Raw genomic sequence first — 23,628 nt, forward strand, 5'->3', positions numbered from 1 at the left:
AGGCCGCTGGCGCATCTCTACCGAATGAAGAGGCTAGTCCCTTGGCATTGACGATTCTTGGCCTGTCCGGCGCCCTTAGCCATGACCCTTCCGCGGCCTTGTACATCGACGGCAAGCTGGTTGCCGCTGCAGAAGAAGAGCGCTTCGTGCGTGACAAGCATGCGAAGAACCGCATGCCCTACGAATCGGCGAAGTTCTGCCTGGAGCAGGCCGGTATCAAACCGTCCGACGTTGATGTGGTGGCCATTCCGTTCGCCCCCATCAGCCTGTTCGGCAAGGCCCGCTGGCACTACGCCAAGCGCTACTGGTACGCCCCGGACCGCGCCCTCGATGCGATCCTGATGGGCAACCGTCGCTACAAGCGCTACCGCAAGAAGATCGTCTGGTGCCTGGAGCAACTGGGCTTCGACCCGAAAAAGGTCAAGATCGAACCGGTCGAGCACCACCTGGCCCACGCCTCCAGCGCTTATCACTGCTCGGGCTTCAAGGAAAAGACCGCGATCCTGGGTATCGACGGCAAGGGCGAGTACGCCACCACCTTCTTCGGCTACGGCGAAAACGGCAAGATCCACAAGATCAAGGAGTTCTTCGACCCGGATTCGCTGGGCGGCCTGTACGGCGCGATCACCGAGTTCCTGGGCTTCGAGATGCTCGATGGCGAGTTCAAGGTCATGGGCATGGCCCCGTATGGCGACGCCAGCAAGTACGATTTCTCCCGTCTGGCCAGCTTCGAGAACGGCGAACTGGTGATCAACACCGAGTACGCCAACGTTATCGGCCTGCGTCGCTATAAAGAGAAGGGCAAGGGCTTCTACTTCTCACCCAAGCTGATCGAATGGCTGGGCCCCAAGCGCGAAGGCGATATCGCCGACGAGCCGTACATCCATTACGCGGCCAGCATGCAGGCGCTGTTCGAAAAGCTCGCCTTGCAGATGATCGACCATTACCTGGGCGACATCCTCAAAGAGACCGGCAAGCTGGCCTTCGCCGGTGGCTGTGCGCTGAACGTCAAGCTGAACCAGAAGATCATCGCCCGCCCCGACCTCAAGGAGCTGTTCGTCCAGCCTGCCTCCGGCGACGCCGGTACCGCGGTCGGTGCGGCGGCCTACGTGTCCCACGCCCGTGGCGTGCCGGTCGAGAAGATGGAGCACGTCTACCTCGGCCCTGCGTACTCCAACGAGGACGTTATCGCTGCCTGTGCCCGCCATCCGAATGCGCCGAAGTGGCGCAAGCTCAGCGACATGCCGCAGCGCATCGCCAAGATCATGGTCGACGGCAATCCGGTGGCCTGGTTCCAGGGCCGCATGGAGTTCGGCCCGCGTGCACTGGGTGGTCGTTCGATCATCGGCTGCCCGAGCGTGCCGAACGTTGCCGATCGTATCAACGAGCAGATCAAGTTCCGCGAGCGCTGGAGACCATTCTGCCCGTCGATGCTCGACACCGTTGCACCGCAGATGATCAAGATCGACCATCCCGCGCCGTTCATGACCTTCACTTTCGAAGTGGCCGAAGAGTGGAAGACCCGTGTGCCGGAAGTGGTGCACGAGGACGGCACCTCGCGTGCCCAGGTGCTCAAGCGTGAGTACAACCCGCGCTACTACGACATGATGAAGGCGCTCGAGGAACTGACCGGCAACGGCGTGTCGCTGAACACTTCGCTCAATCGCCGTGGCGAGCCGATGATCTGCTCGCCTACCGACGCGTTGAACATGTTCTACGGTTCGGACCTGCAATACCTGATCATGGAAGACATCCTGGTGGTCAAGGACGGCGCGGCCGCGTATGACCAGCCGCTCTGACCTGCGTGTCCTGCAGTTCTGCCATGGCTACGACGGGCCGTTCCTCGACTGCGCCCGTCAGTACGCCAGCCTGTTCGAAGGGCGTGGCTACAAGGTCACCACGGTCTTCCTTACCGGCAAGGCCAACGCGCAGGTGGCTGCAGGCTGTGCATCCGACGAAGTGCTGTTTCTCGAGTTCAGCTCCAAGGCCGTACGCGGCCTGAAGCTGGGCGCGATCCGCGCGCTGCGCAAGATCGCGGCCGAGCGCCGTTTCAGCTTCTGCATCGCCCACCGCTTCAAGCCGATCTATGTCGCGCTGCTGGGTACCGGCTTGCCGGTGATCGGCGTGCATCATGCCTTCGGCGATTACCAGCGCAAGGGGCGGCGCCTGTTCGCCAACCTGTTTCGCAAACGCTTGAGCCTGCTGGGTGTGTCCGACGCGGTGCGTGACGACATGCGCCGCTGTCTGGCGCAATGGCCGCACGAACGCATCCAGACGCTGTACAACCGTATCGACGTCGAGGCGCTGCAGGCCAGTCTCGTGCCGCGCGACGAGGCGCGGCGTGCCCTCGGGCTCGATGCACAGGCGTGGATCGTCGGCAACGTCGGCCGTCTGCACCCGGACAAGGACCAGGCGACCCTGCTGCGCGGTTTCGCCGAGGCGTTGCCGGGCCTACCGGCCAACGCGCGTCTGGTGGTGCTGGGCAAGGGGCGGCTGGAAGACACGCTCAAGGCCCAGGCAGCCGAACTGGGGATTGCCGACCGTGTCGACTTTCTTGGCCAGGTGCCGGATGCCCGCCGCTATTTCCAGGCGTTCGATGTGTTTGCCCTGAGCTCTGACCACGAACCCTTCGGCATGGTCCTGCTGGAGGCGATGGTCGCTGGCGTGCCCTTGTTGGCCACGGCCTGTGGCGGTGCGCGCGAGGTAGTCGAAGGGGTAGGTGTGCTGTTCCCGCTGGGCGACGCCGGGCAACTGGCGCAGGGGCTGAAGCACATGGCCGGGCTGAGCGACGATCAGCGTCGCGAATGCGCGCAACTGATGCTGCGGCGTCTGCGCGAGCGATTTTCCGACGCAGCCGTGCGCCAGGCGTTCTGGCAATTACCACAGGTGCGTGCACTGGAGGCTCGCAACTGATGCTCAATCATCTGAAGGCCTGGCGCGAACGCGGCTGGGCCGTTATCGATGCGAACGAGTATGCGCACACCTGGCAGCGTTTCGGCGGCAGTGTCGCCACTCATCCGTTGGTGGTCGAGCAACTGGCTGAACTTGCACAGATTCCGGTGCGCTACCTGGGCTGGCGTCAAGGCGGCGAGCTCGTGGCGGCAGTCCCCACCTGGGGACGGCACCTGGCCTTGTCCAAGGATGTTCTCAAGCGTCATGGCAAGAAGGGGCTGTTCGACCTGGGCAATGCCGAGCTCATCCTGCCTGCAGCGGTTGATGCTGCTGCGCCTTTGCGCCACGCCGGGCGCTACCTGTCGGAGCTCAATCACGGGCGCTTCGAGGGCTTGAAACCCCAGGCCGAGCAATTGGCCATGGCGCGCCCGCATGAAGATCTGTCGAAGAAGTTTCGCTACAACCAGCGCCGCGAACTGCGCCTGCTGGAGGAGGCCGGTGGCGTGGTGCGTCCGATCACCGACTTCAGTGGTGCCGAGATCGCCGCGATGTACTGCGACCTGTTCCAGCGCCGCTGGAACTTCCCTGCGACCGGCGCTGCGCGTATGGCTGAGGTGGTCGAGCGCTTGCGCGAGCTGCTGATCGGCTCGGTGCTGTTTCTCGAGGACAAGCCGATTGCCATCCAGCTGATTTACCGGGTCGAGTCGCCCGAATGGATCAGCGTCGAGTACGTCAACGGTGGTGTTGACCCTGAGACCAAGGCGTTCAGCCCCGGCAGCGTGCTGAGCTTCCTCAATACCCAGGCCGCCTGGGAAGACGCCAACGCCCGTGGCAAGGCCCTGCGTTTCTCATTCGGCCGTGCCGACCGTGAATACAAGGACCGTTGGTGCAACCCGGTCCCGGTGTACCAGGCATGAGTCGCAAGCAGCAATTGCTCAAGCGCCACCGGCGCAACAAGCGCCTCGGGCTGGTGATCGGGTTGTTGCTGCTGATCGCATTGGGCGCGCTGAGCTGGTGGTGGCTGCCACTGTTGCTGCTGCCGCTGGTCTGGGCCGCCCACGAAGCCTGGTTCGCCGACCATCTGTTCTACGCGCCCGGCGAAGATTATGCCTTCGACTTCGGCGAGCACAGCCGTGTCGAGGCCGTCGGCATTCAAGACGGCGTGCTGAAGAGCGCTGCATCGTTCAGCGATGATGACACGCTGATCCTCGAGGTTCGTGTGAAGTCTGGGTGGCTTGGTCGCTTTCTCGATCCTCGGGTCGAGCTGGTCGCGGACGCCATGCATGACAGCCAGACCTTCGAGCGCGGCGTCGATGGTGTGCGTTTTCTCAACTTGACCGGCCTTGGCGCGGCACTGCGCGATGGGCGACTGCGCCTGCTCGGGCGCCACTGCCGACTGCTGGGCGAGCCGCGCCTGTGGATAACCCCGGCTGTGGAGTTGCGCCGCCGTCGGGTCATGGTGATCGCGCCCCATGCTGACGATGCAGAGCTGGCGGCTTATGGGCTCTACAGCCAGGCCGACGAAGCCTGGGTGGTCACACTGACCGCTGGCGAGATCGAGGCCGAGCACTACCAACAGATGGGCCTGGCCAAGGCCGAGGCGGCGCAGCTCAAAGGGCGCCTGCGCGCCTGGGACAGTATTGCCGTGCCACGTTGGGCCGGGGTGCCGGAGGCCCGTTGCGTGCAGTTGGGCTATTTCTGTCTGCAATTGCCTGCCATGCAGGCTGCGCCCGATCAGCCTGCGGCCTCGCGTGAGGCGGACATGGCCGATATCCGGCCGTTCCGTCGTTTCAATCCGTTTCCGCTGCCGGCCGATGCCGATGGTGCGCCGACCTGGAACAACCTGCTGGCCGACTTGCGCGTGCTGCTGCAGATGGCCCGCCCAGAGATTCTGGTCATGCCGCACCCGCAGCTCGATCCACACCCGGATCATCTCTGTGCCCAAGCGGCTGTGCTCGAAGCCCTGCAGGGGTTGGACTGGCAGCCGCAGACCTTGTTGTGCTACGCCAACCACCTGCACGACAACGACCGCTGGCCCATGGGTGACAGCGGTGATGGCATTGCCCTGCCGCCGCAACTCGAAGCTGGCCAGCCCTGGGCGCCCTGCAGCCTGGTGCTGGACGTGCCGACCCAGCGCGACAAGGCCATGGCGCTGGGCATGATGCACGACCTGCAGCCTCCGGCGCCGTTCAAGCGTCGCCTGCGGCGTCTGTTGCAGCGCTGGCTGGCCGGGCGTCGACCGTCGCCTTACGGGGAGAACGAATTCTTCCGCAAGGCGGTGCGTCGACATGAACTGTTCTGGCGCCGCGAGCAGTGAGTGCCCGATGATTGACCGCGATGGCGTCACGCCCCCAAGGAATGCAATGAAAGTCCTATTTCTGGTGCAGAAGGAACAACGGGCCATCCTCGATCGCCTGTACGACGGCGTTGCGGCCAACTGCGAGTGCGACTTGCGCTGGTTGTCGAGCGACGACCAGCGCAACCTGCGGCGCTACTTCAAGCGTGAAGTGGACGTCGAGCGCTATGACCGTATCGTCTTTTTCCTGCGCTTCAAGCAGGAGATCCGCCAGGTCGGCTTCATTCGCACGATCCCTAATCTGGTGATCCTCGAGCACGATGCCTACCAGAACTACATTCCCTGCAAATACACCGGCAAGTTCAGCGCGCACTACCGCAAACTGCCTTGGGCGCGAGTGATCAGCTCTGGCTACATGGTCAGCGAGCGCCTGCGCCAGGAAGGTTTCGATGCGGTGTTCGTGCCCAAGGGCTATGACGAGCAATTGCTGACCGACCAGGGGCGTGAGCGTGATATCGAACTGGCCTTTGTCGGCAGCACCAAGAGCGTCGCCTATAGCGGCCGCAAGGCGTTGCTCGATGAACTGGGGCAGGTGGAAAACCTGGTGGTGACTCGTACCAAGTCCGGCGAAGACTACTGCAACACGCTCAACCGTATTCGCTTCTTCGTCAGTGCCGACGTTGGCATGGGCGAGTACATGATCAAGAACTTCGAGGCCATGGCCTGTGGCTGCGTGCTGCTGGCTTTCGACCAGGGCGAGGCGGAAAACCGTGCGTTGGGTCTTGAGGACATGCACAACGTGGTGCTGTACGACAGCATCCCGGTGCTGCAGGAGAAGTTGCGGACATTACGCGCCGATCCGGCATTCGCCGAACGCATCGCCGCCAATGGCCGCGAACTGGCGGTTTCTGGCTTTAGTTTTGCCCAGGTCGGGCGTAGCATCGTCGACCACATGATGCCCCCCCTCAGACCACGAGCGCCGCTTAGTGCGTGGCAGCGTCTGCGTCTGAAACTGGGGCTTTGAACCACATCAAGCTGTCCATCGGACGGATTGGAAATGGCCGCAAGGCGGAGGGAGCCCAGTGCGCTTCTCGGAAAACAGTGACATCACGCTGGTGGTAACCAGCTGCGGGCGTTTCGACCTGCTCAAGACAACGCTGGAAAGCTTCGACCGCTACAACACCGCGTCGATCCGTGAGGTGTTCATCACCGAAGACTCGGGAGACGATGCGGTTCACGCTGCCGTCCCCGAGCATTGGAAGGCCCACTGCAAGGTGTTCGTCAACCGGCCCAAGCTGGGGCAACTGGCGTCGATCGACCTGGCCTACAGCCACGTCAAGACGCCCTACATCTTCCATTGCGAGGATGACTGGAGCTTCTATCGCCAGCACTTTGTCGAGGACTCCCGGCTGATCCTCGAGGCCAGCCCGCAGATCCTGCAGGTATGGCTGCGCAGCCATGCTCACGACCTGGCGATCCACAGCCCGTACATCCGCCTGGGAGACCGTCAGATTATCGCCAATGTGCCCTGCTACCCCTTGCTTTCAGAAAAAGCCGATTGGCAGGCTTTCTCTCTGAATCCAGGATTGCGTCGGCTGAGCGATTACCAGACTTGTGCACCATTTGCTGCCTATTCTGGAGAGAAGGCGCTGTCGCGCCGTTATGCCGAGCTGGGCCTGACCGCCGTCACGCTCGAGGGCGATGCGGTGCTGCATACTGGTTTCGGTAGCCATGTGACCTTGCCCGAGGAAGTCCAGCGCAAGGTCAAGCGTCGCCAGCGTGACCGGATCAAGCTGGTTGCCACGCTCGTTGCAGGAACATTGGTCGGTATTGGAATCGGCTTTCTTGCTCATTGAATCGGTTGACCTGGCGGTTGGCCTGTCGGGTATGAGGGAGCTATGCCGATGAATGTTGTCAATGTGATGTGGTCGGGAGGTGCCCCGTACATGTCAGTTCACAAGGTGCACCGTCAGATGCTGTGCCATGTAGCAGAAGGGGCCGAGATCACCAATTGGCTGCTGCTGGGCGATGGCCTGTGCTGCGGCGAGGGCGCGATCCGAGAGTGGCACATGCCGCCTCGCACGCTCAAAGGCCGCAGCTTCTGGCGCTGGTGGACACCTGTGCTGCGGCACCGCTTGTACAAGGCACTGCAGCAGACCCGCCCCGACGTCTTGCTGCTCGACGGCATGGGTGTTGCGCGCCTTGTGCTGCCGTTGATGCGACATTTCCCGGAGACACGAGTGACCGTGCTCTTTCATGGCTCGACCCGCATGCGCGGCAGCGACATTCGCTTGCTGCGCGCGGTCGAGGCGCACCGCCTGAGCATTGCCGCGGTTTCCCGCACCCTTGCCCAGGCGCTGGAGCAGGCCCTTGGTCGATCGGTCGATACCCTGCGTGTCGCACTGGATCCCCAGGTATTCGGCGCGGCGCTCCTCGAGCGTGACCACGCCAGGCGGTTGCTTGCCATTGTTCAGCGTCCAGGGCCTGTATTCGGCGCGGTGGGTCGGCTGGTGGAGAGCAAGGGCTTCGAGATGCTGATCGAGGCCTTTGCTCTGGTCCACCGGCAGCAACCGGACGCCCGTATGGTGATCCTCGGCGACGGCGAGCTGCGAGCGCGCCTCAACGCCCGCATCCAGTCGCTCGGTCTGGGCGATAGTGTGCAGCTATGTGGTTACCGTCCCGATTTGTCGCAACTCTACCGTGCCTTCGACTGGCTGTTGGTGCCTTCGCGCTCGGAGGGGTTGGGGATGGTACTGCAGGAAGCCGTGCTGGCCGATGTGCCGGTGCTATGCAGCGACCTGCCGGTGTTTCGCGAGCAATTGGGACAGGCCGGGCGCTACCTGCCGGTAGGAGACCAGGCCGCCTGGGCGCGTGCGATCGGGGAGTGCAACACACTCAGCGCAAAGGAGACGGCTGCCAGGCAGCGTGATGCGTTGGACCCGGAGCAGGCCTGGCAGGCATTCAGCCAGGGCTCGCGGGCTTTGTTGCGGGGCTGATGTTCAGCGCTCCAGCAGCGCTGACTTCAGTTCGGTGAGCGGGAAGTGATCGCCCAGTCGCTCCCGCTCGATGTAGTTCGCCAGATGCTGCACGTTGCGTCGAACCATGCGTGCCGACAGCGGAGGGCGCAGAAAGCGCATGTCGGCGACATCAATGAGGCCCAGCTGTTGCTCGGGGGTAACCACGACGTTGCCCAGGTGCAATGAGCGGAAGTAGATCCCTGAACGATGAAGGTGCCGGATCAGTGCGATCAGTGCAGGCAGGTAGTCATTCCAGCTGAACCCCGGTAGGCGCGAGCGCTGCAGCAGGGTTTCACCCGGCAGCGGGCGATAGAGCACTGCGGTGCGCCCCGGCAGATCCAGTTTGTGATGGCTGATCACTTCCAGAGTAGGGATGCCCAGTTGCACCAGGCGCGCTGCGTTGTCGATGAACCGCTGGGAGTAGGGGCGCAGCAGCGCAGATGAAATCAGACGTTTACGACGAAAAACCTTGAGGATATTGCCATCCTCGAGCAGGTAGACTTTGGCGCCGTAACTGTCGGCCTCCAGAACCCTGGCGCCGAGTGTCAGCTGATCGAAGTCGGGCTGGGAGAGTCGGGAGCATTGCATGGATGGGTGCCTTGTCTTCTGCAAGCAAAATGACTGGCAATAATGCCGAAAATAATGCGGTTGCACCATGACGGTGTCATTGGACTGATCGGGGGAAGGAATGCTGTATGAAAAACGCTGGGCCCAGGCCTGGCTCGGATTCGGTTTCGTCTGGTTCCTGGCGGCGATCGCCTTGGCACCGAGCAACAAGCTCTATCAGCAAGGCCTTATCCTGTTCCTCTGGCTACCGACCCTGGTATTCGCCTGGTCCGCCCGACATCTTTTAGTGAGCGGGTGGCGCCGTCAGCCGGCGCTCTGGTCGGCGATCGCACTTTTGTTGGTCTGGGGAGCGTTGAGCCTGGTGTGGTCATCCACCGAAGAGGGCGGTCGCGAGGGTAAGCGGCTGATCTATATCCTGCTGTCCCTTCTGGCTTTCCCGTTGCTCGCGCAGCTTGGGGCCTACCGTGTACGAGTGTTGTTGCGCATCGGTGGCGTTTTGATGGCGATTGCTGCACTGATTTCGGTCTACCGCTTCTATCACGTCGCCGGTAACCTGCTGGTTTCTCGTCTGGAGGGAATCGGTGAAATCAGCCATCCGATCCTGGGCGCCTACGTCGTCGGTGTCATGGCCGTCGTGATGCTCTACGACTGCCCGCGCAATCGCCTCGTGCAGTCGGGTTGGCTGCTGGCCCTGGCCTGCCTGGGTGCCTTCATTGCCTTCAGCCAGAGCCGCGGGGCGGGCGTGGCCTTGCTGCTCACTGTGCTGTTGGCGCCATTCTGGATGCGTGATCGGCTCAGCAAGCTGATCGCCGTGTCGTCGCTGCTGATCACAGTTGCTGCGGTATTCCTGTTCCAGGACCTGATCATGCAGCGGGGTTCCTCCTACAGGCCTGAAATATTCCAGTCCTCCGTGCAGATGATCGAACAGCACCCATGGACCGGCCTGGGGCTTGGTGCGTTCTACCGCGTGGAGGCACTGGGGATCCAGTTCGACCATACCCACAATATGCTCACTCACGTTGCCGTCGAACTGGGGCTGCCCGGTATGCTGTTGTGGATAGCAGTATGGCTGTTCGCGCTGCGCGAGATCCTGCGTGCCCGCGAGACGATGTTGGGCAAGCTGGCGCTGGCAGTTTGGGTGTTTTCAACCGTGGCCATGCAACTCGATGCCGCAAGCCTCACCGGTACCCCCCGCGCGGAGTGGTTCATCAGCTGGTTGCCGGTCGGTCTGGCGATGATGTTGCCGTGGGTGCATGCCGAGCGAAAAGCCTGTGGTAAAATTTCCGGTTCAACCTGAACAGCGAGCTCGATGATGGCCGAAACACCGCGACCGGCGGACAACCCCACCAGCCTGAAGATCTATTTCAGGCTGCTGGGCTATGTGAAACCCTACATCGGCATTTTCCTGCTGAGCATTATCGGTTTCGTGATCTTTGCCTCGACCCAGCCGATGCTGGCGGGGATCCTCAAGTACTTCGTCGATGGCCTGAGCAATCCGCAAGCGGTGTTGTTCCCCGACGTCCCCTACCTGCGCGACCTGCAATTGCTGCAGGCGGTGCCGTTGCTGATCATCCTGATCGCTGCCTGGCAAGGGCTCGGGTCGTTCCTCGGTAACTACTATCTGGCCAAGGTCTCCCTCTGCCTGGTCCACGACCTGCGCCTGGAGCTGTTCAACAAGTTGTTGGTGCTGCCCAACCGCTACTTCGACAGCCATAACTCCGGGCACCTGATCTCGCGCATCACCTTCAACGTCACCATGGTCACCGGTGCCGCCACCGACGCGATCAAGGTGGTGATCCGTGAAGGCCTGACCGTGGTGTTCCTGTTCATCTACCTGATGTGGATGAACTGGAAGCTCACCCTGGTGATGGTTGCCATCCTGCCGGTCATTGCAGTGATGGTGAGTACTGCCAGCAAGAAATTCCGCAAGCAGAGCAAGAAGATCCAGGTGGCCATGGGGGACGTCACCCACGTGGCCTCCGAAACCATCCAGGGCTACCGTGTGGTGCGCAGCTTCGGCGGCGAAGCCTACGAAGAGCGTCGATTCCGAAATGCCAGCCAGAGCAACACCGACAAGCAGCTGCGCATGAACAAGACCGGCGCCCTCTACACCCCGGCCCTGCAACTGGTGATCTACAGCGCCATGGCCGCGCTGATGTTTCTGGTGCTGTTCCTGCGTGGTGATGCCTCGGCTGGCGACCTGGTCGCCTACATCACGGCGGCTGGCTTGTTGCCCAAGCCGATTCGCCAGCTTTCGGAGGTCAGCTCGACCATTCAGAAGGGCCTGGCCGGCGCCGAGAGCATCTTCGAGCAGCTCGACGAGAAGCCCGAGGTGGACGGCGGTACCGTGGAGAAGGAGCGTGTCGAGGGCCGTCTGGAGGTGCGCAACCTGAGCTTCACCTATCCAGGCACCGAGCGTCAGGTGCTGACCGACATCAGCTTCGTCGCCGAGCCCGGGCAGATGATCGCCCTGGTGGGGCGTTCTGGCAGCGGCAAGTCGACGCTGGCGGCGCTGATCCCGCGTTTCTACCACCACAACAAGGGCGAGATCCTGCTCGATGGTGTGGAAATCGAGGATTATCGCCTACGTAACCTGCGCCGGCATGTGGCCCAGGTGACCCAGCATGTCACCCTGTTCAACGACACCGTGGCCAACAATATCGCCTATGGCGACCTGGCCGGTGCGCCGCGCGAGGCCATCGAGGCTGCCGCGGCCGACGCTTACGCCAAGGAGTTCGTCGACCAACTGCCCAAGGGCTTCGACACCGAGGTCGGCGAGAATGGCGTGCTGCTGTCCGGTGGCCAGCGCCAGCGCCTGGCAATCGCCCGGGCGCTGTTGAAGAACGCTCCCTTGCTGATCCTCGACGAGGCGACCTCGGCACTGGATACCGAGTCCGAGCGTCATATTCAGGCGGCGCTCGACCATGTGATGGAAGGGCGCACCACCCTGGTGATCGCGCACCGTCTGTCGACCATCGAGAAGGCCGACCTGATCCTGGTCATGGACCAGGGGCGCCTGGTCGAGCGTGGTACCCATGCCGAACTGCTTGAGGCTAATGGCCATTATGCCCGCCTGCACGCCATGGGACTCGATGAGCCGGACAAGGCCGATATCACCTGAAACCCTCATGAATCGGGGCGTGTGTGCCCCGATTGTCACTGGAATTGTCCCCGCCGCAGTTGGCGTTAAAGCCGCCGGCTGCCGTGTGCTAATATCCTGCCCCTGTTCATTTTTCCATATGGGTTGCCCATGAAGTTGTCCATGCCGCGTTTCGATCAAGCCCCGGTACTGGTGGTCGGCGATGTGATGCTCGACCGCTACTGGCATGGCGGTACATCGCGTATCTCGCCGGAAGCGCCGGTACCGGTGGTCAAGGTCGACCAGATCGAGGATCGGCCCGGCGGTGCGGCCAACGTTGCCTTGAACATCGCAGCGCTTGGCGCCCCGGCTTCGCTGGTGGGCGTCACCGGCCAGGACGAAGCGGCCGACAGCCTGGCCAACAGCCTGCAGGCCGCTGGTGTGCGGTCGGTGTTCCAGCGCATTGCGCACCAGCCCACCATCGTCAAGCTGCGGGTCATGAGCCGCCACCAGCAATTGCTGCGCATCGATTTCGAAGAGCCCTTCGCCACCGATCCGCTGTCGCTGGGGGCCGAGGTCGATGCGCTGCTCGGAGGCGTCAAGGTGCTGGTGCTGTCGGATTACGGCAAGGGCGCGCTGAAGAACCACCAGTCGCTGATCCAGGCTGCTCGCAGCAAGGGCATCCCGGTACTGGCCGACCCCAAGGGCAAGGATTTTTCCATCTATCGCGGTGCCAGCCTGATCACCCCCAACCTCAGCGAGTTCGAGACCATCGTCGGGCGTTGCGCCGATGAAGCCGATCTGGTCGCCAAGGGTTTGCAATTGCTCGAAGATCTTGACCTCGGCGCGTTGCTGGTGACCCGTGGGGAGCATGGCATGACCCTGCTGCGCACCGGCCATCCGGCCTTGCACCTGCCGGCCCGCGCCCGCGAGGTGTTCGACGTCACCGGTGCTGGCGATACCGTCATCTCGACGCTGGCGGCTGCCATTGCCGCAGGCGAGGACCTCCCGCATGCGGTGGCCCTGGCCAACCTGGCTGCGGGCATCGTCGTCGGCAAGCTGGGTACGGCGGCCATCAGCGCCCCGGAGTTGCGCCGGGCGATCCAGCGCGAAGAAGGCTCCGAGCGCGGTGTGCTGGGGCTCGAGCAGTTGTTGCTGGCCATCGACGACGCGCGTGCGCACAACGAGAAGATCGTCTTCACCAACGGTTGCTTCGACATTCTCCATGCCGGGCATGTGACGTATCTGGAGCAGGCCCGTTCCCAAGGGGATCGCCTCATCGTTGCGATCAACGACGATGCTTCGGTCAGCCGTCTCAAGGGGCCTGGGCGTCCGATCAACAGCGTCGATCGCCGCATGGCGGTGCTCGCCGGCCTGGGGGCGGTGGACTGGGTCATCAGTTTCCCTGAGGGAACACCTGAAAACCTGCTGCGCCAGGTCAAGCCGGATGTGCTGGTCAAAGGCGGCGATTACGGGATCGACCAGGTGGTCGGGGCGGATATCGTCAAGGCCTATGGCGGTACGGTGAAAGTGCTGGGTTTGGTCGAGAACAGCTCGACCACCGCGATCGTCGAGAAGATCCGCAAGAACTAAGCAGGTGCTGCATCGCGTACCACCGGTGATCGCGGGGCAGGTTGCAGCGGCCAGGCGCCGCTGCTGCTATTTATGCAGTGTGGTCTTTGCCCGCTGCAGCAACGCCCGCGCCTTGTCGCTGAACCGCTGCAGGTGCGAAGGCTTCTCGGGCCGGCTCTCCACCAACCCTTGCTGACGCACCCATTCCCGCCAGCGCACGCGCTCTTCCCTCACCACCCACCCATCCTGCAGGGCGAAGCTTTCGGCCAGGTACAGCCCGCGCGTGCTCGCGGGTATCAGCTGGTCCTTCTTCAGGGTGTACAGCTCCGCCAGTGGCTTGCCGTCCTTCAGGGGCATCAGATACAGGTCGGGGCGCTTGCGGTTGAGCCGGGCCACCAGTTGGTCGCCTTCCAGGCGCTCGTCGACGTGGAACAGGCTGAGCGACTTGGCCTCCTTGGGGACTTGCAGGCGCAGATCGTAAATCAGTTGCAGCGAGGCGGTGGGCAGGTGCACATAGGCCCGTGGTCGCTCGAGCAGCATCAGGTTGCCGCAGTGTACCGGCCGCGCCGCGCCCGAGGCCGGGCTCAGGGTGAAGGGCAGGGCTTCGCGGTAGTGCAGGGCCGCGGCATAAGGGGCGGGTAGCCAAGTGTCGTTGAAACGTCCGCCCAGCCAACCTTCCGGGGTTTCCAGCAGGCATTCTTCTGCCACTTCCTGAATGGCCGTGTGCAGCGGGAGGTTGAGCTCCTGGGCAGGTACGTAACCGGAGATCAGCTTGAGTACGACATCGCCGCGGTCCTGGCGGCGCTGGCGCACCAGCACCCAGTAGTCGCGGTTCTGCCAGTTGAGGGTCAGGCGTACCGAAACGCCCAGGTTGGCCAGTTCGATGACGAAGCGTTCGCTGTCATCCAGCTGGATCGCCTTGCGCCGTTGCAGGGTCTGCGCGAAGTTCAGCGGCATACCGATGCTCTGGTAGCTCAGGCGTTCCGGGGTGGCTTCGACATGCAGCGGCAGGGTCTTGAAGTTGCTCGGGTTCTTGCGGATAAGCGTACGCGCCACGAGGCTCCTCCTTGCATTCGGCGGCCGCGTGAGCGGCTCAGGCCTGGCCCAGAATACGGGCGACGGTGGCCACGTTGTGGGCCAGGTGCAACGGATTGATGGTGCCGACAATAGCACTGCTGACCCCCGGATGGGCGAACAGCAGCTCGAAGCTGGCCTGGACCGGGTCGACTCCTGGAGACAGGCAGATATGCCCGCTGGCCAGGGCCTTCTTCACCAGGATGGCCTTGCCGTGTTCGGCAGCGTAGTCCAGCACCGGGCGCTCCGCCTGCTCGTTGAGGTTGTAGGTGATCATCGCGCAGTCGCCCTGTTCCAGTGCTTTCAGGCCGCCGACGGCGGTCTTGCCGGAAAAGCCATAGCCGAGGATCTTACCCTCCTGCTTGAGCGCGGCGAGTGTCTGGTAGACCTCTTGCTGCTCGAGGATGGCCAGGTCATTGCCGTCGGAGTGCACCAGTACCAGTTCGATACGGTCGGTTTCCAGGCGCTTGAGGCTGCGCTCGACCGAGCGTCGGGTATGGACGGCGCTGAAGTCGAAGTGCGACAGGCCGTTTTCGAACTCTTCGCCGACCTTGCTGACGATGATCCAGTCGTTACGCTGGCCACGCAGCAACGGGCCGAGACGCTCTTCGCTGCGACCATAGGCCGGCGCGGTGTCGATCAGGTTGATACCCAGCTCGCGAGCCTGCGACAGCAGCAGGCGGGCCTCGTCGTCGCCGGGGATGGTGAAGCCGTTGGGATACTTCACGCCCTGGTCGCGGCCAAGCTTGACCGTGCCCAGCCCCAGTGGCGATACCTTCAGGCCGGTGCCGCCCAAGGGACGGTGGAAATCGTGCAGGGTCGGCAGGCTCATGGCAGCAGTTGCTCCCAGGCCGGCATGCCGAGTGGGGGACGCGGCAAGTCCGTCAGGTCGGCCTGGGCGCTCGGGCGAATACCATCGCGCTCGAAGGCGGCCAGGACGCGGTCGGAGAAGTCTGGCGCCAGCGCCAGCTTGGTCGGCCAGCCAACCAGCAGGCGCTCCTGCTCGCTGAGGAAGGCGTTGTCGGGGCGTACCAGGCCCGACTGTGCGGGCTCTGCGCGATCGACGCGCAAGGTGGCCCAGCGCACCTGGCTTTGATCGACCCAGGGCAGCAGGCCGGCGATCTCTTTTTGCGCTGCGGCAATCTGCGCGGCTGGCTCGCGGGCCACGCCATCGGCTTCGGCGAGGTCGCCGCCCAGGTACCAGACCCACTGGCCATCGGCCGCCGGGTGGGTGGTCACGGTGACCCGTGGCTTGGTGCCACCGCCCAGGCAGTGGGCGTACAGCGGCTTGAGGTTGGGGCCTTTGGCCAGGACCATATGCAAGGGGCGGCGCTGCTGCGCGGGTTGGCTCAGGCCGAGGGCATGCAGCAGGTCCTCGGTGCCGCCGCCGGCACTGAGCACGATGCGTTGGGCGCGGATCTCGCGACCATCGACCTTCAGGCCGACCAGCGCCTGGCCTTCGTGCAGTGGTTCGATCCGCTCGCCAGCGAGCAGGCTGTCACCGGCCAGTTGCGCCAGGTTGCCGAGCAGGCTGGGTACATCGATGACCAGCTCGGCCAGACGGTAGACCTTGCCTTTGAAGGCGCGGTCCTGCAGGGCCGGTGGCAACTGCTCGCCCTTGACCTGATCGACCCGGCCGCGCACGGCCTTGCTGGCGAAGAAGCTGGTGAGGTTGCCGGCCAAGGTGCCGGGCGACCATAGATAGTGGGCATCGGAGAGCAGGCGGGTGTCGCGCAGGTCCAGCTCGCCGCTGCCGGCCAGGGCCTCGCGCCAGCGCCGCGGCATGTCGGCGATGGCCTCCGAAGCGCCGGTCAGCGCGCCATGCAGGGCGTACTTGGTGCCGCCATGGATGATGCCCTGGGACTTGATGGTCTGCTCGCCGCCAAGGCTGGCGCGCTCCACCAGCACCGTCGAATAGCCCTGGCGACGCAGCCGGGCATTGAGCCAGAGGCCTGCGACCCCGGCGCCGACGATGAGGACGTCAGTGGAAATGGCGGATGGCATGCGGGCACCTCGAAAACTGGAACGATTGCCCAGTATACAGCCCGTGCCCGGCAATGTTGCCTATCGATCAATGCCCAGCTGTCTTGGAGAAGACCTGGATCACCACCACACCCCCTACGATCATCGCCATCCCCAGCATGGCCGGTACATCCAGCTTCTGCCCATAGATCACCAGCGCTGCGATGCTGATCAGCACGATCCCCATGCCGGACCACACCGCGTAGGCGATACCCACTGGAATGCTGCGCACCACCAGCGTGAGCATCCAGAAGGCCACGGCATAGCCACACACCATCAGCAGCAACGGCAACGGCGTACTCAGGCCCTTGACCGCTTTCATCGAAGCGGTGGCGATGACCTCGGCGCAGATGGCGATGGCGAGATAGGTGTAGGCATTCATGATCGGTTTCCTCTAGTTACTGGTCTGGCATTCTAGGTTGTTCCTGATTGCGGTAAAGTCATTACCTATCGATTCTGGAGATAGGTAATGGCCGAACAGTGGAACCTTGAACAGTTGCGGCTTTTCGTCCAGGTCGCCGAGCTACGCTCGTTTTCTGCCGTGGCCCGTGCCCAGCGCAAGGCGCAGTCGGCCGTGAGCAACGCCATTGCGCTGCTTGAAGCAGACCTTGGCGTGATCCTTTTCGAACGCAGCAGTGGTCGTCAGCCGCGTCTGACCGAAAGTGGCGAAGCCTTGCTGCGTGACGCTCAGGAGTTGTTGCGCCAGTGCGAGCGGCTCGATGGTCGCGCCCAGGCCTTGATGCGCGGCCAGGAACCGCTGCTGCGGGTGGCTCAGGACGAAGCCATGCCCTACCAGCCGGTGATCGACAGCCTTGATGAGCTGGCCAGCCAGTTCCCCTTTCTCCAGGTGCAACTGGCCAGTGGCGCACAGGGCGACGTGGCGCGCAAGCTGGTCGGGCGGCGGGCAGATCTCGGCTTGTTTTTTCATCACGAAAGCATCCCGGACTCGCTGGAGCGCCGTACCCTGGGCAGCGTCGAGATGGTCACGGTCTGTGCTGCGCATCATCCGCTTGCCCATGCCGGACGGGTAACCTGTCAGCAGCTGGCGCGTCACCGGCAGTTGCTCATCGCCCCACAGGACAGCGACTATCCGGGCGGCGAGCCGGTCAGCGCTCAGGTCTGGCGTGCCGACAGCTTCTACGTCATGGCCGAGTTGCTGATGCGCGGTCTGGGCTGGGCCTGGCTGCCACGGCACGTGGTGCAGTACCCGACGTACCAGGCGCACATGGTCGAGCTCGATAGCGAATGGCGCCCGCCGGCGCTGGTTGCCGAGCTGGCCTGGCGGCGCGACGAGCCGCTTGGGCCGGCAGCCCAATGGCTGGCTGAGCGCTTTGCCATGCACCTGCGGGCAATCGGCTAGTCTGACAGACCTTTTTCCCGTGAATCTGAGGTGGCTGTCTTCAACGTAGTATGGGCGAGTGCAGACACATTTCAGACAGACCCTAGTAAACTGCGGCGCCATGAACAGAACCCTCTACACCCTGCTGTTTCACCTGGGCCTGCCGCTGGTCGCGCTGCGCCTGTTCTTGCGTGGGCGCAAGGCGCCAGCGTATCGCCAGCGCATCGCCGAGCGCTTTGCCTGCAAGCTTCCGGCCATGCGCCAGGGCGGTATCTGGGTGCATGCGGTATCGGTGGGCGAGAGCATCGCTGCGGCGCCGATGGTCAAGGCACTGCTCGCGGCTTACCCGGACCTGCCCATTACGCTGACCTGCATGACCCCGACCGGCTCGGAGCGTATCCGCGCGATGTTCGCCAGCGAGCCGCGGGTCCAGCATTGTTATCTGCCCTACGATCTGCCCTGGGCAGCGGCGCGCTTCCTCGATCATGTGCGTCCGAAGCTGGGCATCATCATGGAAACCGAACTGTGGCCCAACCATATCCACCAGTGCGCCAGGCGCGGTATTCCCGTGGCCCTGGCCAATGCGCGGTTGTCGGAGCGTTCGGCACGCGGTTATGCTCGTTTCGCCGGCCTGACCCGGCCGATGCTCGAAGAGATGAGCCTGATTGCGGTACAGACCGAGACCGAGGCCGAGCGTTTCCGCAGTCTGGGCGCCCGTGCGCAGTGCGTGCAGGTGACCGGTTCGATCAAGTTCGACCTGAAGGTGCACGATCAACTACTGCCACATGCCCGCCAGTTGCGCGAGCAGTGGTCGGCCCTGCAGCGGCCAGTGTGGATTGCCGCCAGCACTCATGAGGGCGAGGATGCGCTCATTCTCGAAGCCCACCAGCGCCTGCTGCAGGTGCATGGCGATGCACTCCTGATCCTGGTGCCACGTCACCCGGAGCGTTTCGATGCGGTGCATGAACTGTGTCGCGAACGTTTCACCACGGTGCGACGTTCTTCGGGTGCGGCGGTAGACGGGCAGGTCCAGGTCCTGCTTGGCGATACCATGGGCGAGTTGATGTTCCTCTACGCCTTGGCTGATATCACCTTCGTGGGCGGCAGCCTGGTGCCCACTGGCGGGCACAATCCGCTGGAGCCGGCAGCGCTCGCATTGCCGGTAATTACCGGCCCGCACGTGTTCAACTTCCTCGAGATCAGCGCGATGTTGCGTGAAGCTGGTGCGTTACAACAGGTGGACGACGCCGAAGGACTGGCCGCTGCGGTCCGACGCCTGATTGAGCTTCCCCAGGATTGTCGGCGCATGGGCGAGGCAGGCAGGGCGGTGATGCAGGCCAACCAGGGTGCCCTGCAACGATTGCTCGAGGCCCTTGGGAAGCTCATCCAGACGCGTTCATGATGTCCTCTTTCGACCGTCTGCATGGATGTGTTCGGCATGAGATCAGGGTGGTAATTATGTGGCGATGTGGCTGAGTGGGATGTCAGTAGGCTCGACATGAGGATGCCGCTGGGGCATCCCTATTGGAGAACTACCACATGCGCTCTCTTGCCCTGTCTTTCGCTTTGCTCATGGCGTCGCTTCCCGCATTCGCATACCTTGCACCTCGGCCTGTCGAGACCGGAGGATTCGACGGTCCCTGGATTGAGATGCTCGTGGATCATGCGGATCCTAACGCAAACGTCGATGTGTATGGCGACACCTTCGTTGTGGACGACCAAGCTTCGTTCAACGTGGACGATGTAAGTCGAGGAGGGTTGTATTTCGTTGAACGGGAGCTAGGGAGTAACGACTTCCATGAGTCGTTCTCGCTGGCTAGCGGTGACCGCACCTGCATCTACACTATCAAGTACACGGCCGAAACAGCGAGTCTGCAGCCCTCTGCAAGCTCGACGGGCCCCGAATTGGCCTCCTGCACGCATGAGCTGACGCAGGATGGTAATCGAAATACCGTGAAATTTGTCATGGACTGAACTGCACAACGGGCGAGCCGCCAGCTCGCCCCTTGTCATGTTCTTCAGGGCCGCCGCTCGAAGTTCTTCGCGGCTGCGGCCGCAAGATCCGGCGGCAGGAAGTCCTTGTCCGGGTTGTAGTCAGCTTTCAGGTAGCGCCCCAGGTCTTGAAGGTCTTGCGGGCTCAGCGTGCCGGCGGCCTGCTTGAGGCGAAGGTTGTCGAGGATGTAGTCGTAGCGGCTGTTGTTGTAGTCGCGCACCGAAGTGTAGAGCTGGCGCTGCGCATCGAGCACGTCGACGATGTTTCGGGTGCCGACCTGGTAGCCGATCTCGGTGGCTTCCAGGGCGCTCTGGTTGGAGATGATCGACTGTTTGCGGGCCTGCACCTGCTCCACATCGGTATTCACCGCGCGGTGCAGGTTGCGAGTGTTCTCCACCACCTGGCGGCGCAGGCTTTCGCGCTGCTGTTCGCTTTGGCTCAGGCGGGCATAGGCTTCACGCACCTGTGAGCTGGTCAGCCCGCCGCTGTAGATCGGAATGTTCAGTTGCAGGCCAATGCTGGTCTGCTCCACGTCACCGCCGTAGCGCACGCCGGGTTGCGGCGCAGGGTTGGTGAAGCCGAGGTTGTCGTTGTCGCCCTTCTGGTAACGCGCCACGGCATCGAGGGTCGGGGCATGGCCGGCCTTGCGCTGGCGCAAGGTTTCCTCGGCGGCATCGACGGCGTGGTTGGTCGCCAGCAGGTTGAGGTTCTGCCGTGCGGCGGTCTCCACCCAGGCCTTGGCGTCGTTGGGCGCCGGTACCTGCACCGGCAAGCTGTGGACCACACCCTGCAGCGACCCATACTCGCGGTTGGTCAAGGTCACCAGCGCCTCGAAGGCGTCCTGCACCTGGCGCTCGGCGATGATCCGATTGGCACGGGCGGTGTCGTAGCTGGCCTGGGATTGCAGCACGTCGGTCTTGTCGGAGAGCCCGACGTCGAAACGCTCGTTGGACTGGTCGAGCTGGCGCTTGAACGCTGCCTCCTCGGCCTTGGTCGAAGCCAGGTTGTCCTGCGCGCGCAAGACGGCGAAATAGTTTTCGGCCGTTTGCAGGATCAGGTTCTGCTCGGTGGCCGACAGCTCCAGCGCCGCTTGCTCGTTGACCGCCTCGGCGGCCTGCAGTTGGAACCAGCGGTCGGCACGGAAGATCGGCTGCGACAGTGTGGCACTCCAGGAGTTACCGCTGCGGTTGGAGGTGATCGAGGGTTCGTCCAGCTTGGTGCGGGTGTTCATCATTTCCGCACCGGCGGACAGATTGGGCAGCAGGCCTGCCCTGGCCTGCGGTACCACTTCACGGCGGGCGCCGTAGTCGGCGCGGGCGGCGGCGAGGTCGGCGTTGTTGTTCACCGCTTCCTGGTAGACGCTGACCAGGTCGGTCTTCACCGTCGTGGGCACATCCGCTGCCCAGACCACTCCGTTGGACGCACAAGACACGGCAATCGCCAGTGAAAGTTTGCGCAGCATAGGGCAATCCTTGTACGAAATTGAATTTCTGAACTGTTGAGTTTCGTGCGATGCGCCAGTGTAGTGCCGCTGGCTGTCGGCAACAATCCGCCTGTTGCACCTTTCGTCTCTCGTGCATTTACGCGCTTGGCTTTGCCGACCACTCCAGTCTAGACTGCGCACGTTCTTGTCGGGGTGCCTTGAATCGAAGGCTGAGATCGGAGAGTTTCCGGATCCCGTTGAACCTGATCAGGTTAGCGCCTGCGTAGGGAACAAGATTGCTCGCCTTCCCGGGGAGCCTCTTGTGCCAGGTCCGGGAATGTCAGGCTGTCGTGCAGCCAAGGCACCCCATGTATCCGGCACTGCACTCCACCCAAGGGGTGCGTCCGCGCCTTTCAGGTTCTCCCCGACATTCCGCCCGCTAGGAAGCTGTCTGGAGAGCCTGTGATGAGTAAACAAGAAAAAGCGATCAGCCTGAGCGAGTCGGCCAAAGTCGACCAGCAGTCCGTGCAACCCTTGCCCAATTCGCGCAAGGTCTACGTCCAAGGCTCGCGCCCGGACATCCGCGTGCCCATGCGCGAGATCAGCCTGCATGATACCCCCACCGACTTCGGCGGCGAGAAGAACGCGCCGGTGCTGGTCTATGACACTTCCGGCCCCTACACCGATCCCAACGTCATCATCGATGTGCGCAAGGGCCTGGGCGATGTGCGTTCGGCCTGGATCGACGCGCGTGGCGATACCGAGCGCCTGGAAGGCCTGAGCTCGAATTTCGGCCAGCAGCGCCTGAACGACGCCGAACTCGCCAAGCTGCGCTTCGCCCACGTCCGCAACCCACGCCGCGCCAAGGCCGGTGCCAACGTCTCGCAGATGCACTACGCACGCCGGGGCATCATCACCGCCGAGATGGAATACGTCGCCATCCGCGAGAACATGAAACTGCAGGAGGCCCGCGCTGCCGGCCTGCTCGACCAGCAGCACGCCGGTCACAGCTTCGGGGCCAGCATCCCGAAGGAGATCACCCCCGAATTCGTACGTGAAGAGATCGCCCGCGGTCGCGCGATCATCCCTGCCAACATCAACCACACCGAACTCGAGCCGATGATCATCGGCCGCAACTTCCTGGTGAAGATCAACGGCAACATCGGCAACAGCGCCCTGGGTTCCTCGATCGAGGAAGAAGTGGCCAAGCTGACCTGGGGTATCCGTTGGGGCTCGGACACGGTCATGGACCTGTCCACCGGCAAGCACATCCACGAGACTCGCGAGTGGATCATTCGCAACTCGCCGGTCCCGATCGGCACCGTGCCGATCTACCAGGCCCTGGAAAAAGTCAACGGCGTTGCCGAAGACCTGACCTGGGAGCTGTTCCGCGACACCTTGATCGAGCAGGCCGAGCAGGGCGTGGACTACTTCACCATCCACGCCGGCGTATTGCTGCGCTATGTGCCGCTGACCGCCAAGCGCGTCACCGGCATCGTCAGCCGTGGCGGTTCGATCATGGCCAAGTGGTGCCTGGCGCATCACAAGGAAAACTTCCTCTACACGCATTTCGACGAGATCTGCGAAATCATGAAGGCCTACGACGTCAGCTTCTCGCTGGGCGATGGCCTGCGTCCGGGCTCGATCGCCGACGCCAACGATGCCGCCCAGTTCGGTGAGCTGGAAACCCTCGGCGAGCTGACCAAGATCGCCTGGAAGCACGACGTGCAGTGCATGATCGAAGGCCCAGGCCATGTGCCGATGCAGTTGATCAAGGAGAACATGGACAAGCAGCTGGAGTGCTGCGACGAGGCGCCGTTCTACACCCTTGGCCCGCTGACCACCGACATCGCACCGGGCTACGACCACATCACCTCCGGTATCGGTGCGGCGATGATCGGCTGGTTCGGCTGCGCCATGCTCTGCTACGTCACGCCCAAGGAGCACCTGGGCCTGCCGAACAAGGATGACGTCAAGACCGGCATCATCACCTACAAGATCGCCGCGCATGCCGCCGACCTTGCCAAGGGCCACCCGGGCGCGCAGATCCGCGACAACGCACTGTCCAAGGCGCGCTTCGAGTTCCGCTGGGAAGACCAGTTCAACCTCGGCCTGGATCCGGACACCGCACGCTCGTTCCACGACGAGACCCTGCCCAAGGAATCGGCCAAGGTTGCCCACTTCTGCTCGATGTGCGGGCCGAAGTTCTGTTCGATGAAGATCACCCAGGAAGTGCGCGAGTACGCGGCCAAGATCGAAGCCGTGGATGTGACCGCCGAGCAGGGCATGCGCGAGCAGGCCGAGCGGTTCCGCCAGGAAGGCAGCCAGCTTTATCACAAGGTGTAAGTGATGCC

General features: G+C 63.2%; 20 protein-coding genes and 1 riboswitch. Of the genes, 14 read left to right on the plus strand and 6 right to left on the minus strand.

The window, feature by feature from the left end; translation table 11 throughout:
- The first annotated feature begins 41 nt into the window (after positions 1-41).
- The 7 genes from ACNFHO_RS20190 to ACNFHO_RS20220 are packed head-to-tail and all read left to right on the plus strand — an operon-like array spanning position 42 to position 8,184.
- A complete protein-coding gene (locus ACNFHO_RS20190; protein WP_065863816.1) occupies positions 42-1,799 on the plus strand; it encodes a carbamoyltransferase in 1,758 nt (585 codons plus the stop codon).
- Entirely contained in the window at positions 1,783-2,913 is a 1,131-nt protein-coding gene (locus ACNFHO_RS20195) for a glycosyltransferase (RefSeq protein ID WP_416767160.1), read from the plus strand. The genes ACNFHO_RS20190 and ACNFHO_RS20195 overlap by 17 nt, the downstream gene beginning before the upstream one ends.
- Positions 2,913-3,809 (plus strand): antimicrobial resistance protein Mig-14, encoded by an 897-nt coding sequence (locus tag ACNFHO_RS20200; RefSeq protein WP_416767161.1) that lies wholly within the window; start codon positions 2,913-2,915, stop codon positions 3,807-3,809. The genes ACNFHO_RS20195 and ACNFHO_RS20200 overlap by 1 nt, the downstream gene beginning before the upstream one ends.
- A complete protein-coding gene (locus tag ACNFHO_RS20205; RefSeq protein WP_063546467.1) occupies positions 3,806-5,209 on the plus strand; it encodes a PIG-L deacetylase family protein in 1,404 nt (467 codons plus the stop codon). Before ACNFHO_RS20200 ends, ACNFHO_RS20205 begins: the two co-directional genes overlap by 4 nt.
- 46 nt (positions 5,210-5,255) lie before the next feature.
- Positions 5,256-6,212 carry a glycosyltransferase gene (locus ACNFHO_RS20210; RefSeq protein ID WP_063546465.1) on the plus strand — a complete coding sequence of 319 codons (957 nt, stop codon included), beginning with the start codon at positions 5,256-5,258 and terminating at the stop codon, positions 6,210-6,212.
- Between the two features lie 58 nt (positions 6,213-6,270).
- Positions 6,271-7,044, plus strand: a complete 774-nt coding sequence (locus tag ACNFHO_RS20215) for a glycosyltransferase family 2 protein (protein WP_416767162.1) — start codon at positions 6,271-6,273, stop codon at positions 7,042-7,044.
- A gap of 48 nt (positions 7,045-7,092) precedes the next feature.
- On the plus strand, positions 7,093-8,184 hold the full coding sequence (locus ACNFHO_RS20220; protein ID WP_416767163.1) for a glycosyltransferase: 1,092 nt from the start codon (positions 7,093-7,095) through the stop codon (positions 8,182-8,184).
- A 3-nt stretch (positions 8,185-8,187) separates the two neighbouring features.
- On the opposite strand, the gene ACNFHO_RS20225 is transcribed toward ACNFHO_RS20220, so the two are convergent.
- Positions 8,188-8,793 carry a hypothetical protein gene (locus ACNFHO_RS20225; protein ID WP_063546459.1) on the minus strand — a complete coding sequence of 202 codons (606 nt, stop codon included), beginning with the start codon at positions 8,791-8,793 and terminating at the stop codon, positions 8,188-8,190.
- Positions 8,794-8,893: 100 nt separating this feature from the next.
- On the opposite strand from ACNFHO_RS20225, the gene ACNFHO_RS20230 reads away from it, so the two are divergent.
- From ACNFHO_RS20230 to hldE, 3 genes are all read left to right on the plus strand, one after another.
- On the plus strand, positions 8,894-10,069 hold the full coding sequence (locus ACNFHO_RS20230) for an O-antigen ligase family protein (protein WP_416767164.1): 1,176 nt from the start codon (positions 8,894-8,896) through the stop codon (positions 10,067-10,069).
- A gap of 15 nt (positions 10,070-10,084) precedes the next feature.
- A complete protein-coding gene (gene msbA / locus ACNFHO_RS20235; RefSeq protein WP_054893200.1) occupies positions 10,085-11,893 on the plus strand; it encodes a lipid A export permease/ATP-binding protein MsbA in 1,809 nt (602 codons plus the stop codon).
- Positions 11,894-12,022: 129 nt separating this feature from the next.
- Positions 12,023-13,444, plus strand: coding sequence for a bifunctional D-glycero-beta-D-manno-heptose-7-phosphate kinase/D-glycero-beta-D-manno-heptose 1-phosphate adenylyltransferase HldE (hldE, locus tag ACNFHO_RS20240; protein WP_416767165.1), 1,422 nt, complete (start codon positions 12,023-12,025; stop codon positions 13,442-13,444).
- A 66-nt stretch (positions 13,445-13,510) separates the two neighbouring features.
- Here hldE and ACNFHO_RS20245 read toward each other — a convergent pair whose 3' ends face one another.
- From ACNFHO_RS20245 to ACNFHO_RS20260, 4 genes are all read right to left on the minus strand, one after another.
- The gene (locus ACNFHO_RS20245) at positions 13,511-14,479 is read right to left on the minus strand and encodes a hypothetical protein (RefSeq protein WP_063546453.1); all 969 of its coding nucleotides are present in this window, start codon (positions 14,477-14,479) and stop codon (positions 13,511-13,513) included.
- Between the two features lie 37 nt (positions 14,480-14,516).
- Positions 14,517-15,329 (minus strand): aldo/keto reductase, encoded by an 813-nt coding sequence (locus ACNFHO_RS20250; protein ID WP_372821930.1) that lies wholly within the window; start codon positions 15,327-15,329, stop codon positions 14,517-14,519.
- Complete coding sequence (locus ACNFHO_RS20255; protein ID WP_416767166.1) at positions 15,326-16,501, minus strand: NAD(P)/FAD-dependent oxidoreductase; 1,176 nt, start codon at positions 16,499-16,501, stop codon at positions 15,326-15,328. Before ACNFHO_RS20255 ends, ACNFHO_RS20250 begins: the two co-directional genes overlap by 4 nt.
- Before the next feature lie 67 nt (positions 16,502-16,568).
- Complete coding sequence (locus tag ACNFHO_RS20260) at positions 16,569-16,901, minus strand: DMT family transporter (protein WP_112899312.1); 333 nt, start codon at positions 16,899-16,901, stop codon at positions 16,569-16,571.
- A gap of 87 nt (positions 16,902-16,988) precedes the next feature.
- Between ACNFHO_RS20260 and ACNFHO_RS20265 the strand changes: the two genes are divergently transcribed.
- From ACNFHO_RS20265 to ACNFHO_RS20275, 3 genes are all read left to right on the plus strand, one after another.
- Positions 16,989-17,879 carry a LysR family transcriptional regulator gene (locus tag ACNFHO_RS20265; protein ID WP_112899311.1) on the plus strand — a complete coding sequence of 297 codons (891 nt, stop codon included), beginning with the start codon at positions 16,989-16,991 and terminating at the stop codon, positions 17,877-17,879.
- A 100-nt stretch (positions 17,880-17,979) separates the two neighbouring features.
- A complete protein-coding gene (gene waaA, locus ACNFHO_RS20270; RefSeq protein ID WP_063546445.1) occupies positions 17,980-19,260 on the plus strand; it encodes a lipid IV(A) 3-deoxy-D-manno-octulosonic acid transferase in 1,281 nt (426 codons plus the stop codon).
- Between the two features lie 137 nt (positions 19,261-19,397).
- Positions 19,398-19,832, plus strand: a complete 435-nt coding sequence (locus tag ACNFHO_RS20275) for a hypothetical protein (protein ID WP_414154387.1) — start codon at positions 19,398-19,400, stop codon at positions 19,830-19,832.
- A gap of 44 nt (positions 19,833-19,876) precedes the next feature.
- Here ACNFHO_RS20275 and ACNFHO_RS20280 read toward each other — a convergent pair whose 3' ends face one another.
- The gene (locus ACNFHO_RS20280; RefSeq protein ID WP_054893157.1) at positions 19,877-21,313 is read right to left on the minus strand and encodes a TolC family outer membrane protein; all 1,437 of its coding nucleotides are present in this window, start codon (positions 21,311-21,313) and stop codon (positions 19,877-19,879) included.
- 160 nt (positions 21,314-21,473) lie between these two features.
- A riboswitch (TPP riboswitch) is annotated at positions 21,474-21,581 on the plus strand.
- Positions 21,582-21,739: 158 nt separating this feature from the next.
- Here ACNFHO_RS20280 and thiC point away from each other — a divergent pair.
- Positions 21,740-23,620: a phosphomethylpyrimidine synthase ThiC gene (gene thiC, locus ACNFHO_RS20285; RefSeq protein WP_323453094.1), complete on the plus strand. Its 1,881-nt coding sequence runs from the start codon at positions 21,740-21,742 to the stop codon at positions 23,618-23,620.
- Positions 23,621-23,628 lie beyond the last annotated feature (8 nt).

It is taken from the genome of Pseudomonas sp. NY15374 (assembly GCF_048068255.1).
GTDB classification, from domain to species: domain Bacteria; phylum Pseudomonadota; class Gammaproteobacteria; order Pseudomonadales; family Pseudomonadaceae; genus Aquipseudomonas; species Aquipseudomonas machongensis.